Below are 16782 nucleotides of genomic sequence, written 5' to 3'. Positions count from 1 at the left end.
AGCCATGAAAATTATTATTTTAGGGGCTGGACAAGTTGGCGGCACATTAGCTGAAAACTTGGTCGGTGAAAATAACGACATCACACTCGTCGACAGTGATCGCGCTCGACTAAGGTTGTTGCAAGACAAATTTGATTTGCGTGTTGTTGTCGGTCATGGCGCCCATCCTAGTGTACTAAAAGAAGCGGGAGCAGAAGACGCGGACATGCTCATTGCAGTAACAAACAGCGATGAATGTAACATGTCTGCCTGCCAAATCGCTTATAGCCTTTTTGGCACACCGACAAAAATTGCGCGTATTCGCTCAGAAGCCTATTTGGAACTTCAAGATAAACTATTTATCAGCAGTGAAATTAAAAGCGGTGATGCCAAACCTCGTGGCGGTTTTATTATTGACGAGTTAATTGCACCAGAACAGTTAGTGACCGCTTACATACAAAGATTGGTCGAATACCCTGGTGCACTTCAAGTTCTTGAATTTGCAAAGGGTAGACTCAGCCTTGTTGCGGTTAAAGCCTATTATGGTGGCCCACTAGTGGGTAACGCACTCGCCACATTACGTGAGCACATGCCCAATATTGATACCCGGGTGGCGGCTATTTTTAGACAAGGTCGTCCCATTATGCCGCGTGGCACCACCATTATTGAAGCCGATGACGAAGTGTTTTTCGTCGCCGATAGCCGCCATATTCGCGCGGTAATGAGTGAGATGCAAAAACTGGATAATTCGTACCGCAATATAATGATTGCCGGTGGCGGTAATATTGGTTTTGGCCTTGCCCAAAAACTACAACGTACTCACTCGGTTAAATTGATTGAGCACCGTCAAGAGCGCGCAGAGTTACTGTCTGAAAAATTGGAAAAAACCACCGTGTTTTGTGGTGATGCCTCAGACCAAGAATTATTGCTTGAAGAGCACATAGATCAAACCGATGTGTTTATCGCCGTCACTAACGACGATGAAGCCAATATTATGTCCGCGCTACTCGCCAAACGAATGGGTGCTAAAAAAGTCATGGTGCTGATCCAACGTGAAGCCTATGTTGATATAGTACAAGAAGCTAACATTGATATAGCCATCTCTCCGCAACAAGCTACTATTTCAGCGCTGCTGACGCATATTCGCCAAGGTGATATTTGTAATGTTTATTCATTGCGCCGTGGTGCAGCAGAAGCCATTGAAGCCATCGCCCATGGTGATTCGAGTACCTCAAAAGTGGTCGGGAAAAAAATTGGTGATATCAAGCTGCCACCAGGAACCACCATTGGCGCCATTGTTCGTAATGATGAGGTGTTAATGGGCCACGATAGAACGGTAATCGAACAGGGTGACCATGTCATTTTATTCTTGGTCAATAAGAAGTTCATCGGTGACGTAGAAAAGTTATTTCAACCTAGCGCATTTTTCTTTTAAGTTCTTATGCTTAACTTCAAACAAATCATTTTCATTATCGGTATTTTTCTGGCGATACTAACAGGATTTATGCTGGTACCAATGGCTTTTGCACTGTTTTATGCTGAAGAAACCATTGGTGACTTTATGATCTCTGGGTTGTTTACCGGCTTTTTCGCCATTTTGTGTATCCAAAATGGCCGACACCATCATTTCAACCTCAACATCCGCGACATGTTTATGCTGACAAGTGTGACTTGGTTTGTGGTCAGCTTATTTGCAGCCTTACCCTTCACGCTTTATCACGGCATTAATTATACCGACGCTTTTTTTGAAACCATGTCAGGCATTACCACCACAGGTTCAACGGTTTTATCTGGTTTAGATAATATGGACCATAGTATTTTAGTCTGGCGTTCATTATTGCAATGGCTTGGCGGCATAGGCTTTATTGTCATGGCCGTGGCAATCCTACCGTTTTTGAATGTGGGGGGTATGCGCTTATTTAGGACCGAATCCTCTGATTGGAGTGACAAAACGATCCCCCGCACCCAGCATATGGCTAAACACTTATTCTTGATTTATACGGCATTAACAATGCTATGTGCATATTCTTATCACCTTGCTGGCATGCACTGGTTTGAAGCAATCAATCATGCAATGACAACATTATCGACCGGAGGATACTCAACCTCAGATAAATCAATGGCCATCTTTTCACACTCGGCTCATTGGGTGAGTATCGTGTTTATGTTGGCAGGCGGATTGCCGTTATTGATGTTTGTACAAACCATACAGCAACGCAGCTTACGCTTATGGAATGATCAACAGGTAAAAGGATTTTTACGCTTTGTGTTACTGGTGTCATTTTCGTTAGCCTTTTGGCTTTGGCAACACCAGCAAATAGACTTTTTAGATGCATTAAGATTAGCCAGTTTCAATGTCATTTCGGTTATCACTACCACAGGTTATGGGTTAACGGACTATCAATCTTGGGGGGCTTTCGCCAGTGTGATATTTCTATTTCTAATGTTTATTGGCAGTTGTTCTGGCTCAACATCTGGTGGGATAAAAATATTTCGTTTTCAAATCGCATTCTCAATTATGCGTCAACAAATTAAACAACAGTTTCATCCTAACGGGGTGTTTAAAGACAAATACAATGGCCATCGTATTCGTGATGATATTGTCCGCTCAATCATGGCGTTTTTTATGCTGATGGTTATCGTGATATTAGTGCTTTCAATTACATTAGTACTGACAGGGTTAGACCCAATGACCAGCTTTACAGGAGCGATTACTGCGGTCACCAACGTAGGACCAGGGCTTGGTCCTATTATTGGCCCAGCAGGAAACTTTGCTCCACTTCCTGACGTAGCAAAATGGGCATTGGCACTAGGAATGTTATTAGGGCGCTTGGAAATACTGACTGTCGCAGTGTTATTTCACCCTAAATTTTGGCGTTTTTAAAATCGCTTAGGCAATAACGACCCCAGAAGACGCTAAATGGGTAATATGGTCAGCATAGGCTTTCACATCGTCCCAATCAGTATAATCAATAATTGCAGTAGGATCGGTGGGGCCATCGGTCATCTTCATAATAAGGCGGATCATTAAGCTGTCATACCAAGGCCAAGAAGGATAATCGACTTTACCGGCAATAATTTTGACATCTTGGGGTTTCCACGCCGATAAGGTTAAAAACTTCTGTAAGTATTTATTGTTCTCGGGTATGCGTTTTTCTGGCTTGCGAGCGACGACATTGACGCAAAAAAAACTATTGGGTAACTGCGACAAGTGTCGCTGATTTTCACGAACAAATTCAAACACCGATTTATGATATGAGCCATATAAGACGCAAGCCCCTAACGCAACAGCTTGGTATTTAGACCAATCGATTGGGGTTTTATCTTGAATATTCATCACATCACAATTATCGCCTTTGGATTGAATTTGCTCTGAAATTGCACGGCTAATATGTGCGGTGTGGCCACCCCGAGAATAATACAACACTAAAACATTGGCCATTTTTGATTCTCATTGCTGATTGATTTTCATCAGTTTGGCAAAAAAAGTCTCTTAAAACCCCTGCAAAGATCACAAATTAGAAATGGCTCATATATTTAATCGTTTAAATTGAGATCTCTATGAAGCAAAAGTATTATGATATAGAAAACAAAACTGAACCCAGACTAACTCGCAATTAAAGGTTATATAAGGACACTCATGAAGCAAGATATCGATGTCGCAACGATGCTTATTAATGCCGAAACGGCTGCACAATGGTTAAAAGCCATTGCGAATCCTTACCGCTTAATGATTTTATGTTTATTGTTAGAACAAGAATTAAGTGTCACGGAGTTAAATGAGACAGTGCCGCTGAGCCAATCAGCATTGTCACAGCATTTAGCGGTACTGCGTACCCAAGATTTGGTCAACACTCGTAAGAGCTCACAAGTGGTTTATTACACGCTTAAAAATGAGCAAGTAACCGAAGTTATCTCTATTCTACATCGACGCTACTGCGCTTAACTAACATAAAGGCTTAAATAGCGTTGAGAGTGAATAGTGTGTCCAATAATATGTCATTGGACCCGCTGTTGGTGTCATGAGGTTACATTTGCCCTGTTATTTGTTTGGCATAATCATCGACTTTACTCCAATCCGTAAACTCGAACGTTCCCTGTGTATCGGTCGGTCCTTTGGTCATCCACATGATAAATCGGATCATAAACTTATCGAAGAAACCGTAACGAGGGTAATCTATCTTACCCGCAAAGACGCCTAATAGCTGAGGCTTCCAAGCCGATAGTCCTAAAAACTTCACCATATAAGGATTGGTTTCTGGAGTGTTTTTTTCAGGCTTTCTTGCCACAACGTTTACGCTAAAAAAACTGTTCCGCTTGGTATCGAGTATGGCTTTGTGTTGCTCAACAAACTTGAACAATTCTGGTCGATGTTTGCCATATCGAATACTGGCACCAATAACGACTTTATCGACACAAACTAAATCATCCGCGTCAGCCTCCGCTAGGTTAACCATCCAAACCTGATCGCCATTTTTCATTAAAACTTGCTTGATTTGCTGACAAATTGCCAGCGTCTGCCCATCGACTGTAGAGTACAGAATTGCAGTTTTCATCATTAATTTTTCCAAAATGTAGGGGTGAATAACACCAATAAGGTGAACACTTCTAATCGACCAAATAACATCGCCATCACCAGTACCCACTTGGCACCATCTGAAATACTGGCATAATTTGATGCCACATCACCCAGACCCGGTCCTAAGTTATTTAAACTCGCGGCAGTGGCACTGAATGCGGTAATGGCGTCCATATCCATGGCCATTAAAATAACCATACACGCCACAAATACTAATGCGTAAGCGGAAAAGAATCCCCACACCGCATCAATAATTCTATCGGGTAATACCTTTGAGCCGATCCTAATGGAATACAAAGCCTTAGGATGAACTAATCGTTTTAGCTCACGTGAACCTTGCAAAATAAGTAGAATGAAGCGGATGACTTTCATGCCGCCGCCAGTAGAACCAGCACACCCACCAATAAAACTTGAGAATATTAATAAAATCGGTAAAAACAACGGCCAAGAATGGAAATCTTCAGTACCAAAACCTGCGGTAGTTGAAATTGATACCACTTGGAAGAAGGCATAATCAAGGGTTTTCTCAGGAGTATCGTAAATACCTGACTGATATAATGTCGCGAAACAGATTGCGGTCAACACCAGTTGCACGGCAATCAAAACCCTAAACTCCGCGTCTTTTAGGTAGACCTTAACGTTAATACCACGGCGAGTAAATGCAGCAAAGTGCAAGCTAAAATTGGCTGCCGCAATGAGCAAGAAAACAGCACAAATCACGTTAATTAACGGGCTTTCAAAATAGCCTATACTCGCATCATGAGTAGAAAAACCGCCAATCGCAATGGTCGAAAAGGAATGACAAATCGCATCAAATGCATCCATACCAGCAAAGTAGAATGCTAAAGCACAAGCGGTAGTGAGCAAAAAGTATATATACCATAATGCCTTAGCTGTTTCGGCGATCCGAGGGGTCACTTTAGTGTCTTTAACCGGGCCTGGTACTTCAGCTTTGTACAGCTGCATACCACCAATACCCAACAGCGGTAAAATGGCTACGGCTAAAACAATGATACCCATACCGCCCATCCACTGCAGTAAATGGCGATAAAACAATATTGACTTAGGTAAGTTATCTAGCCCGACAATCACGGTAGCGCCCGTGGTGGTTAAGGCTGAAAATGATTCAAAAAAACTGTCGGTCCAACTTAAATCGGGGTTATTAGCAAAAATAAACGGCAGCGCACCTATGGATCCCAGCACTGTCCAGAACAGCACCACAATCAAGAAACCTTCACGAGTTCGTAGATCACCTTTTTGATGACGGTTGGGGTACCACAATAAAAAGCCTAAAAAAATACTGACAAAAAAGGCCTGAATAAAAGCAGTACCGCCACCATCTTTATACAAGATAGCCACTAATGCTGACGGCAACATGGTGATTGAAAATAACCCCATCAGCAAACCTGTGATTCTAATAATTGTTTTATATTGCATTAAGGATTCTGTTTAAGTTGTGCTGCGTCGGATTTAACTATTGAGTGACATTCTGGCATAAGTTAGTCATAGCTCAAACTGTAAACGTTACTTGTAGTTGGCCCTGAGTCAGTGTCGCTAATGCTTGATTAAAAGCCTGATGGTGTGATTTAGCCAGCTCAAAGTGTATTTCAACAATGTCGCTAAACATTCTATCCGTCACCACGCCATCATGTTGAGCAACTAAATACTCAACATCAGTTAGTTGAGCATAATGACACACTAAGCTTGCCCGATACCTTAGATGCTTCACCTGAGTCTGTATTTGCGTTAATCCTTGCTTTATACCCGAAGTATAAGCACGCACTAAACCACCTACACCCAACTTGGTGCCACCAAAATAACGCACCACAATGGCACCAAGCTCACCCATGTTTGCGCCTTGTAGGCACGCTAACATGGGTTTGCCTGCGCTACCTGATGGTTCACCATCATCACTGGCCCCCATATCAATGGTGTTTTCAGGGCTGCCAGAGACAAAAGCATAACAATAATGATTCGCTCCAGGATATTGCCGCTTTATGTCAGTAAGTGCTAACTTCATATCATTTGGGTGTGGACAATGAAATAACAAAGAGATAAAGCGACTATGCTTTATCTCTTCTTGAATCAATACATTAGCTGTTGGAACTACATAATATTCAATCAACTAAACCAAACTCTCTTGTCATGTTTTCCACTCGGTTATGATGCACTATCACATTATCTTCAATACGAATACCACCAAATGGACGCAGCTCAGCAACAGTTTGCCAATTAATGGCTAGCTTAGCGGTTGCAGATAGTTGCTCAAGCAAGGTATCGATAATGTAAATACCAGGTTCAATGGTGAGTACCTGATTTGCTGCTAACACTCGGGTGCAACGTAAAAATGGGTGCTCATCTGGCGCGGCGACATTAGTACCACGTTCATCATGAGCATAACCGCCCATATCATGGACTTGTAGCCCCAACATATGACCTAAGCCATGGGGGAAAAATGCTCGGGTAATGCCTTGGGCAACTAACTGCTCAACCGTACCATTAGCCAAGCCAAAATCAATCAATAACTGACCAATGTGCTCGTGAGTCGCAATGTGGAGATCGGTGTATTTAACCCCGGGTTTCATGGTGTCAATGATGGCTAATTGCACCTTATTGAGTGCATCAATCAATTCACAGAAGCGATTTTTTTCAAATGCATAAGTTCTTGTAATATCAGCAGCATAGCCGTGATAACTGGCCCCAGCATCAATAAGAAATGATAAACGCTGTGCTGGATTTATATGTTCTAAAGCAGTGTAATGCAAAATAGCGGCATTTTGATTTAATGCCACAATATTGCCATAAGGCACTTCGTTTTCACCTTGGCCAATTTCGAGCAAATAACGCTGCTGTATTTCAAACTCGCTAGCGCCATTATAAAAAGCATTTTTGGCCGCTAAATGACCTTTTACGGCAATTTGATTCGCTCGGCGCATGCACTCAAGTTCATATTGGGTTTTATCCGCACGATGAAAATGTAAGTAATTCATCACAGCATCGGGATTTCGAGAGGTAAATCCTAATACATCTGCAACATCCAAATGCTCACCAACATAAGCCCATTGAGTCATCTCTTTGGGTAAATATTCGGCAATATGATCCGCTTTGGTTAATAATTCAATCTCGAAATGCTCAGTCCAAAAGGCATCAGGCAAATCATTCACCTTGTGCCAAAAATCGACCGGACGGTAAAATACTAAACGCGGTTTATCTTGGCCGTTGGCAATAATCCAACAATTAGGATTATCTAAAATCGGCAACCAAGCTTTAAATTGCGGGTTAACTTTAAAGGGATAGTTTAAATCATCTAAAAACTGTCGGTGCGGCTGACCAGAATGAATAACTAAGCCTGAAATATTCTCACGCAGACAAATTTCAGCGACTCGACGATTTAGTTCACCGATGTGTGCATGATATAGATGGGCTAACAGATCCATTGAGTATCCCTTTTTTAATAAGTGTTAACTTGATCAGTCTATCACAAACATAAAAACTCCTCCCTAGACGATAAGAAATTAAACGGCCGTTTAAATTGGTTGTTGTAATTTGTCTCATTTAGTCGCACACTGATAATTAGTTGGTCAATAGATGGCCGAAACCGCTGTGATTCAAGCTTGATAACTGCACAGTAAATAAGATGTGGAAGTCGCTTTTAAGCAATAAGGAAGCAAGCAATGATCTACCAAAGCCCTACCATTCAGGTTGAGTTACTTGAAGATAATATTGCCAAACTGTGCTTTAACGCACAAGGTTCGGTAAATAAATTTGACAGAGAAACTATAGCCTCTCTTGATGCCGCGCTAGACAGCATCAAACAAAACACTGACATTAAAGCCTTATTGCTGACATCAGCAAAAAGCACTTTTATTGTTGGCGCAGACATCACTGAATTCTTAACCCTATTTCAACAAGACGATGCAACCTTGTTAGCTTGGGTTGAACAAGCCAACGCGGTATTCAATAAGCTAGAAGACTTACCGTTCCCAACGGCCTCTGCCGTAAACGGTTTTGCTCTTGGTGGTGGTTGTGAAACCATTTTAGCAACTGACTTACGTGTTGCAGATACCAATGCTCGTATCGGGTTACCAGAAACAAAATTAGGTCTTATTCCTGGTTTTGGTGGCACAGTGCGTTTGCCTAGAGTGATTGGTGCAGATAATGCGCTTGAGTGGATCACCACGGCTAAAGATCAACGCCCAGAAGATGCCTTAAAAGTAGGTGCTATTGATGCCGTTGTTGCACCAGAGAATTTACAAGCCGCAGCTATCCAAATGTTGCATGATGCACTTAATGGCAGCCTTGATTGGCAAGCCCGACGTACCAAAAAGCAATCACCATTACAGTTACCAAAGCTTGAAGCCATGATGTCTTTTGCCACAGCGAAAGGAATGGTGTTCTCAGTTGCAGGCAAACATTATCCCGCGCCAATGGCCGCTGTGAATGTTATTGAACACGCTGCAGGTTTAGATCGTGATGGCGCATTAAAAGTGGAAGCACAGGCTTTCATTAAATTGGCTAAAACAGACGTTGCCCAAGCTCTAATTGGTATTTTCTTAAATGACCAGTTTGTAAAAGGTAAAGCAAAGAAAGCCGGTAAGCTGGCTCATGATATAAACCAAGCCGCGGTATTGGGTGCAGGTATCATGGGTGGTGGTATTGCATACCAAAGTGCCAGCAAAGGCACGCCGATTGTCATGAAAGACATCGCTCAGCCAGCATTAGAGTTAGGCTTAAACGAAGCAGCTAAAATCCTTACGACTCAAGTTGCTCGAGGCCGCTCTACGCCAGAGAAAATGGCTAAAGTATTAAACAACATTACTCCTTCATTAGATTATGCCGCCATTAAACATAGCGATATCGTTGTAGAAGCCGTTGTTGAACATCCAAAAGTGAAAGCGACAGTGCTTGCAGAAGTCGAACAATACGTATCTGAAGATGCCATTATTGCGTCAAATACTTCAACCATCTCAATCAACTTATTGGCAAAAAGCCTGAAGAAACCAGAGCGTTTCTGCGGTATGCACTTCTTTAACCCTGTGCATAAAATGCCATTAGTTGAAATTATCCGTGGTGAGCATAGCTCTGAAGAAACCATCGCAACCGTTGTGGCTTACGCTAGCAAAATGGGCAAAACCCCAATTGTGGTAAATGATTGCCCAGGCTTCTTCGTTAACCGGGTATTGTTTCCATACTTTGCCGGCTTTAGTGGTCTACTCGCTGAAGGTGCGGATTTTGCTGCTGTCGATAAAGTGATGGAAAAACAGTTTGGCTGGCCTATGGGCCCGGCTTACTTACTTGACGTAGTCGGTTTAGATACCGGTCATCACGCCCAAGCTGTAATGGCAGAAGGCTTCCCTGACCGCATGGGTAAAAATGGCAAAGATGCTATCGGCATTATGTTTGAAAACAAGCGTCTAGGTCAAAAAAATGCAAAAGGTTTCTATGCTTATTCTGTCGACCGTCGTGGTAAAACGAAGAAAGACATTGATCCAACAAGCTATGAATTATTGCACGCCACTTTTGGTGAATTAAAGGCATTCGAGTCTGATGATATTATCGCTCGTTGTATGATCCCGATGATCATCGAAACCGTCCGTTGTTTAGAAGAAGACATTATTGCATCACCTGCTGAAGGCGATATGGGTCTGGTTTACGGTATTGGTTTCCCACCATTCCGCGGCGGTGTATTCCGTTACTTAGACACCATGGGCGTAGCAAACTTTGTTGCCCTAGCAGACAAATACGCACATCTCGGTGGCTTGTATCAAGTTACCGATGCAATGCGTGCACTTGCAGCCAACAACGGTAGTTACTACCAAGCCTAATTAGCGGGAAAGGAATTAAATCATGAAACAAGCTGTTATCGTAGACTGCATTCGTACCCCAATGGGCCGTTCTAAGGCTGGGGTATTTAGAAATGTACGTGCAGAAACCTTGTCTGCAGAACTAATGAAAGCGCTATTAGTGCGTAACCCACAACTAGACCCTAATGACATTGAAGATGTGATTTGGGGGTGTGTGCAGCAAACCCTTGAACAAGGTTTCAACATTGCTCGTAACGCATCATTATTAGCTGGTATTCCTAAAACAGCTGGCGCCGTTACCGTAAACCGTTTATGTGGTTCGTCAATGGATGCCCTACACCAAGCGGCTCGTGCCATTATGACCGGCCAAGGTGACACCTTCATCATTGGTGGTGTTGAGCACATGGGTCATGTACCAATGAACCACGGTGTTGATTTCCATCCAGGCCTCGCAAACCGTGTTGCAAAAGCATCAGGCATGATGGGCTTGACCGCTGAAATGTTGGGTAAAATGTACGGTGTTACTCGCGAACAACAAGATGCGTTTGCCGTGCGCTCTCATCAGCGTGCTCATGCAGCAACGATTGAAGGTCGTTTTGCCAAAGAAATTTGGGGTATTGAAGGCCACGACGCAAACGGCACACTGATTAAAGTGATGAATGACGAAGTTATCCGTCCTGAAACAACACTCGAGTCGCTTGCGGGTTTACGTCCAGCATTCGACCCCGTTAACGGTACTGTGACAGCGGGTACATCATCAGCATTATCAGATGGTGCTTCTGCTATGTTGGTCATGGAAGAGTCAAAAGCGCGTGCCCTTGGGTTAACGATTCGTGCTCGCATCCGCTCTATGGCTGTTGCGGGTTGTGATCCAGCCATTATGGGTTACGGCCCAGTACCCGCAACCAAAAAAGCATTAACCCGTGCCGGTTTGTCTGTTGCAGATTTAGATCTTATCGAATTGAATGAAGCCTTTGCTGCACAGTCTTTACCTTGTGTTAAAGATCTTGGCTTGCAAGATGTCGTCGATGAGAAGATTAACCTTAACGGTGGCGCAATTGCATTGGGCCACCCACTAGGTTGTTCAGGCGCACGAATTTCAACAACACTGATTAACTTAATGGAAGAAAAAGATGCAACACTTGGTCTTGCCACTATGTGTATCGGTTTAGGTCAAGGTATCGCAACCGTATTCGAACGCGTATAAGGTTACAAATGCCAAGCTGATTAATGATCAGTAATAAAAAACGAGCTCTTTTGGCTCGTTTTTTTTATTTTTTTCTTTTCCTACTTTGGCTAATGTTCCACGTGAAACATGTTTTAGGCAAAATAAAAAACGTTAAAAAAACATAAATTAATAGCAAACTTGGCAAGCATAAATCACAAGAGTAATATTAGCGCTAATTAGATTAGTTAAAATAGATAACACTCAATGACCGATATTTACACCCAAGCACAATACCAACTCGATGCACTTGGACTTCGCTGCCCAGAACCTGTAATGATGATCCGTAAAACCGTTCGAAAAATGGCCGAAGGTGAAACATTACTCATCATTGCAGATGATCCGGCTACGACTCGTGATATCCCAAGTTTTTGTGAATTTATGGACCACACGTTAATTGCCTTCGATATCAGTAAAGCCCCTTACCATTACTTGCTCAAAAAAGGATTGTAAATAATGACTATCACCTTGGAAGCTATCGCATACAAAACGGCAAAACGCGGCGCAATGAAACCCGCTTTCTGTGCCAATGTGACCTTAGCGCGAGGGGTGGAAAATGATGTTTTTGGCCGACCAGGCAAACGCCAAGTTACCGTATTGTCGAAACAGCAATGGCAAATAGCCTGCCAACAGGTCAAAACAGATTTAGATTGGTTAACTCGTCGAGCCAATTTATTAATTAACGGCTACCAATTTAGCGCCGCTGATGTTGGCAAAATTATCACCATTGGAACTGAGCTTCGATTGCAGATCACCGGCGAAACCGATCCCTGTAAAAAAATGGAACTCGCGCATGCAGGTCTAGAACAGGCATTAACTCCAGATTGGCGTGGTGGTGTTACGTGTAGAGTCATCAATGGCGGATTAATTCAGCCTGGTGATCTAATCATCCTTAGCTAAGCTGTAAATAATAAATTTAGCCACATTCATTAAATAGAACTCATCTCAAATTAAGCTTGATACATTAATATCTGTAGCACATTTACCCATTTCTATTACTGACGTTATCCCGAAAAACTCATTGCAAACTTCGCTTGCGATGGGTCAACATGATTAAGTTGTTAATATACATCATCAATTGAAACAGAATTGTAGTACCCCTTATGCGTTAATTATGCGATAAAGGGGGCCATTAAATTCATTTCAACCTCATACTTAATATAAGAATTAAGAATAAATGAACTGATTTAACGCTATTCGTAAAATAAAAAACAAGAATAACAAAGCCAACAACAAACTAAAAAAATAACGGATAATTTATGTTTACTCAAAAAATAACACCACTTTATACCGCGCTGGCATTAACGTTAGGGCTAAATACAGCAGCCTTTGCTGAAGATGAAAAAACGAAATGGCTCGTCAATGCGCCTGAAAATGCACCTCTGACAAAAATAGACATTAATGTTTCTGAAGGTACTTGGATGAATATCAATGTGTCACCAGACGGTAAACACATAGTGTTTGATCTATTAGGCGACATTTACCAAATTCCGATTGCTGGTGGTGAAGCAACCCCACTAGCACAAGGTACTGCTTGGCAAATGCAGCCCGTTTATAGTCCTGATGGTAAATATATTGCTTTTACCTCTGACGAGGATGGCGGTGATAATATTTGGATTATGAATGCCGATGGCACTAATCCCCACCCCATTACCACCGAAACATTCCGTCTATTAAATAGCCCTGCCTGGAGTCCAGATTCACAATATCTCGTGGCCAGAAAACATTTTACCGGTACCCGCAGCTTAGGAGCTGGTGAAGTATGGATGTATCACATCGCAGGGGGTGAAGGCGTTAAACTTACAGAGCGCCCAAATGAACAAAAAGATTTAGGCGAACCCGCTTACTCACCCGATGGGCGTTACATCTACTTCAGCCAAGATGCCACCCCAGGCAAAACCTTTCACTACTCTAAAGACTCAGTTAAAGGCATTTATAAAATAAAGCGTTACGATACTCAGACGGGTGATATAGAAGTCATAATCGAAGGTACCGGTGGTGCAATTCGTCCAACACCAAGTCCTGATGGTAAAACACTGGCATACATCAAACGCGATGGATTCCAATCCACGTTATATTCTGTCGATTTAAACTCAGGTAAAGAAACCAAGCTTTATGACAAGCTTGATCGTGATATGCAGGAAACCTGGGCCATCCATGGTGTATACCCGACAATGTCATGGACCAATGACAACAAGCACATCGTATTTTGGGCTAAAGGTAAAATAAACAAACTCGACGTAGACAGCAAACAAGTCTCTGACATCCCATTTAGTGTTAACGCTCAACGAGACATTCAACCCTCGGTCCGTTTTACCCAAAATCTTGACCAAGATGAGTTTGATGTAAAAATGCTGCGTATGGCACAAGTGTCACCAGACGGCAACAAAGTGGTGTTTGAGGCTTTAGGTAAAATTTGGATCCGTAATATAAACGATGGTAAAAAAGCGCGTTTAACGCGTTTAGACGAAGATATAAATGAACTGTTTCCACAATGGTCTCGAGACGGCAAAGATATTGTGTTTACCACTTGGACAGACCAACTACAAGGCACCGTTAGGGTCGTTAGCGCCCGTGGTGGCAATGCTAAAGTGTTAACCAGTGAGCCTGGTAAATATGTTGAACCGACCTTTTCACCTAATGGCGATTATATCGTTTATCGAAAAGCACGTGGTGGCGACATAACACCACGGACTTGGTCACAAGAACCTGGTTTATATAAAGTCGATATCAAAGGTAAGCAAAATACCAAACTAACTGCCAGTGGCCATCAGCCCCAATTTGGCGCGGACCCAGAACGGGTTTACTTTATGGATTCAGATGAGACACCAGAGTTCGCATCCATCGGTATGAATGGTTTTGAAAAGCGTACCCATTACACCAGTGAGCATGCTACAGAGTTTCGTTTGTCACCAAACGGTGAGCACTTGGCCTTTGCCGAGCGTTTCCGAGTTTATGTTACGCCCTTTGCAAAACACGGTGAAACCATTGCCATTGGCCCTAAAGCCACTAATTTGCCCATTAGCCAACTAAGCACCCGTGCAGGAGAGAGTATTAGTTGGAATAGCCAAAACAACCAACTGTATTGGACATTGGGCCCTGATTTATATCAAGCCGATATAGACACTCAATATGCTAAAGCAGAAACCAAAGTTGAACCTAAAATAACTTCTATTGGCTTTAAAGATAAGGCTGATGTTCCACGTGGAACCGTGGTGTTTACTGGCGGCAAAGTAATCACCATGGAAAATGACAAGGTGATCGATAATGGTGTTGTCATTGTTAAAGACAATAAAATTGTTAGCGTCGGCGGTGCTAATACCACTATTCCTAAAGACGCCCAAGTCATCGACATCAGCGGCAAAACGATTATGCCAGGCTTATTCGATGCCCACGCTCATGGTGGTCAAGCAGATGATGAAATTATTCCACAGCAAAACTGGGCATTGTATTCAGGTTTATCACTTGGGGTGACCTCGATCCATGATCCATCAAATGACACCACTGAAATATTTGCCGCTTCTGAGCAGCAAAAATCCGGCAGAATTGTTGGGCCACGAATTTTTTCAACCGGTACCATTTTGTATGGCGCAAATCTACCCGGTTACACCTCGCACGTTGACTCGCTCGATGATGCTAAATTCCATTTAGAGCGTCTTAAAAAAGTTGGTGCCTTTAGTGTTAAAAGCTATAACCAACCACGTCGCGATCAGCGCCAGCAAATTATCGCCGCAGCACGCGAACTTGAAATGATGGTGGTACCAGAAGGTGGCAGTTTATTACAACATAACTTGTCGATGATTGCCGATGGCCACACAACGGTAGAGCACTCATTACCCGTTGCCTCAATTTATAACGACATCAAACAATTTTGGAGCCAGACGGAAGTCCACTACACCCCGACACTGGTTGTTGCCTATGGCGGTATTTCAGGCGAAAACTACTGGTATGACAAAACCGATGTTTGGGCTCACCCTCGGCTAAGCATGTATGTACCACACGATATTTTAGATGCACGTTCAATGCGCAGAACCACAGCACCCGACGCACATTACAACCACTTTAACGTGGCGCGTGTAGCAAATGAACTCAATGAACTCGGCGTAAAGCCCAATATTGGTGCTCACGGTCAACGTGAAGGTCTAGCCGCTCACTGGGAAATGTGGATGTTTGCTCAAGGTGGAATGAGTAATATGGAAGTATTGAAAACAGCGACCATAAATCCGGCTATTACCTTTGGTATGGACCATCAACTAGGTTCTATTAAAGTCGGTAAATTGGCAGACTTAATAGTGATTGATGGCGATCCATTAGCCGATATCAGAACTACTGATAAAGTCACTTATACCATGGTCAATGGTAAGTTGTTTAACTCAGAAACCATGGATCAATTAAACGGTGATAAACACCAACGTAAACCATTTTTCTTCGAGAAAATCTAAACCAGTTAATATGTTAAATTACAATAAAGTGACTTAGACAAAAAAGGGCTGTTCCACGTGGAACAGCCCTTTTTATTGTCGATCAAGACTCATTAAAACTGGCCATAACAATGACAATCTGTGGTGTGGTCATTAACCATCCCCACCGCCTGCATAAACGCATAGCAAATTGTGGGCCCGACAAAATTAAAACCAAGCTTTTTTAATGCCTTAGACATAGCTTCAGACTCAGGGGTTTGTACTGGAACTTGACTCAATGATTCAAACTGATTAACGTTAGGCGAACCGCCGACAAAATCCCACAAAAAAGTAGCAAAATCATTACCCTGCTCTACAAACGCCATATAGGCTTTGGCATTTTTGATGATCGAGTTTATTTTAAGTCGATTACGCACAATACCCGGTTCAAGCATTAATGCTTCCACCTTGTGTTGATCATATTGGGCAATAATACTGGGCTCAAAATTGGCAAAAAATTGCTCATAGTTTTGCTGCTTTTTTAAAATAGTAAGCCACGATAATCCAGCCTGCTGACCGTCTAAACATAACTTAGCAAAAAGCTGTTTGGGATCAAATTGAGGTCGTCCCCAAACCGTATCGTGGTATTGCTGATATAAAGGATCTTCACTTACCCAACCACATCGGTTAACTTGCATACTAGAGTCCCATTAACGTTTTTATGTATACGTTAAAAAATAACCTACATCTGCCTTGCTCGACAAGGTATAATCATAACCATTTTCTATTAATAGC

14 protein-coding genes are annotated in these 16782 nt (G+C 42.6%); 8 read left to right on the top strand and 6 right to left on the bottom strand.

The features are described 5' to 3' along the window. The first annotated feature begins 4 nt into the window (after window positions 1-4). Together trkA and CXF80_RS14155 are read left to right on the top strand one after the other, a co-directional pair. Window positions 5-1414, top strand: a complete 1410-nt coding sequence (trkA, locus tag CXF80_RS14160) for a Trk system potassium transporter TrkA (RefSeq protein ID WP_101033468.1) — start codon at window positions 5-7, stop codon at window positions 1412-1414. Between the two features lie 6 nt (window positions 1415-1420). Continuing rightward, window positions 1421-2863: a TrkH family potassium uptake protein gene (locus CXF80_RS14155; protein ID WP_101033467.1), complete on the top strand. Its 1443-nt coding sequence runs from the start codon at window positions 1421-1423 to the stop codon at window positions 2861-2863. 6 nt (window positions 2864-2869) lie between these two features. Here CXF80_RS14155 and hemG (CXF80_RS14150) read toward each other — a convergent pair whose 3' ends face one another. Beyond that, a complete protein-coding gene (gene hemG / locus CXF80_RS14150; RefSeq protein WP_101033466.1) occupies window positions 2870-3421 on the bottom strand; it encodes a menaquinone-dependent protoporphyrinogen IX dehydrogenase in 552 nt (183 codons plus the stop codon). 198 nt (window positions 3422-3619) lie between these two features. On the opposite strand from hemG (CXF80_RS14150), the gene CXF80_RS14145 reads away from it, so the two are divergent. After that, window positions 3620-3925, top strand: a complete 306-nt coding sequence (locus CXF80_RS14145; protein ID WP_101033465.1) for an ArsR/SmtB family transcription factor — start codon at window positions 3620-3622, stop codon at window positions 3923-3925. Between the two features lie 82 nt (window positions 3926-4007). Here CXF80_RS14145 and hemG (CXF80_RS14140) read toward each other — a convergent pair whose 3' ends face one another. The 4 genes from hemG (CXF80_RS14140) to pepQ form a co-directional block, all read right to left on the bottom strand. After that, entirely contained in the window at window positions 4008-4535 is a 528-nt protein-coding gene (gene hemG, locus CXF80_RS14140) for a menaquinone-dependent protoporphyrinogen IX dehydrogenase (RefSeq protein WP_101034782.1), read from the bottom strand. 2 nt (window positions 4536-4537) lie between these two features. Then, window positions 4538-5995, bottom strand: a complete 1458-nt coding sequence (locus CXF80_RS14135) for a TrkH family potassium uptake protein (RefSeq protein ID WP_101033464.1) — start codon at window positions 5993-5995, stop codon at window positions 4538-4540. 73 nt (window positions 5996-6068) lie between these two features. Continuing rightward, window positions 6069-6683: a YigZ family protein gene (locus CXF80_RS14130; RefSeq protein WP_101033463.1), complete on the bottom strand. Its 615-nt coding sequence runs from the start codon at window positions 6681-6683 to the stop codon at window positions 6069-6071. Then, complete coding sequence (gene pepQ / locus CXF80_RS14125) at window positions 6676-7995, bottom strand: Xaa-Pro dipeptidase (protein ID WP_101033462.1); 1320 nt, start codon at window positions 7993-7995, stop codon at window positions 6676-6678. The genes CXF80_RS14130 and pepQ overlap by 8 nt, the downstream gene beginning before the upstream one ends. Window positions 7996-8232: 237 nt before the next feature. Between pepQ and fadB the strand changes: the two genes are divergently transcribed. From fadB to CXF80_RS14100, 5 genes are all read left to right on the top strand, one after another. After that, a complete protein-coding gene (fadB, locus tag CXF80_RS14120) occupies window positions 8233-10383 on the top strand; it encodes a fatty acid oxidation complex subunit alpha FadB (protein WP_101033461.1) in 2151 nt (716 codons plus the stop codon). A gap of 22 nt (window positions 10384-10405) precedes the next feature. Then, window positions 10406-11569 (top strand): acetyl-CoA C-acyltransferase FadA, encoded by a 1164-nt coding sequence (fadA, locus tag CXF80_RS14115; RefSeq protein ID WP_101033460.1) that lies wholly within the window; start codon window positions 10406-10408, stop codon window positions 11567-11569. A gap of 225 nt (window positions 11570-11794) precedes the next feature. Then, on the top strand, window positions 11795-12040 hold the full coding sequence (tusA, locus tag CXF80_RS14110) for a sulfurtransferase TusA (protein ID WP_101033459.1): 246 nt from the start codon (window positions 11795-11797) through the stop codon (window positions 12038-12040). 3 nt (window positions 12041-12043) lie between these two features. Next, on the top strand, window positions 12044-12487 hold the full coding sequence (locus CXF80_RS14105) for an MOSC domain-containing protein (protein WP_101033458.1): 444 nt from the start codon (window positions 12044-12046) through the stop codon (window positions 12485-12487). Window positions 12488-12846: 359 nt separating this feature from the next. Continuing rightward, a complete protein-coding gene (locus CXF80_RS14100) occupies window positions 12847-16029 on the top strand; it encodes an amidohydrolase family protein (protein WP_101033457.1) in 3183 nt (1060 codons plus the stop codon). 92 nt (window positions 16030-16121) lie between these two features. Here the strand turns inward: CXF80_RS14100 and CXF80_RS14095 are convergent, their stop codons facing one another. Beyond that, window positions 16122-16685: a DNA-3-methyladenine glycosylase I gene (locus CXF80_RS14095; RefSeq protein ID WP_101033456.1), complete on the bottom strand. Its 564-nt coding sequence runs from the start codon at window positions 16683-16685 to the stop codon at window positions 16122-16124. Window positions 16686-16782: the final 97 nt, after the last annotated feature.

This window comes from Shewanella sp. Actino-trap-3 (assembly GCF_002836275.1).
Lineage (GTDB): Bacteria > Pseudomonadota > Gammaproteobacteria > Enterobacterales > Shewanellaceae > Shewanella > Shewanella psychromarinicola.
This window is presented reverse-complemented; position numbering and strand designations above follow the sequence as displayed.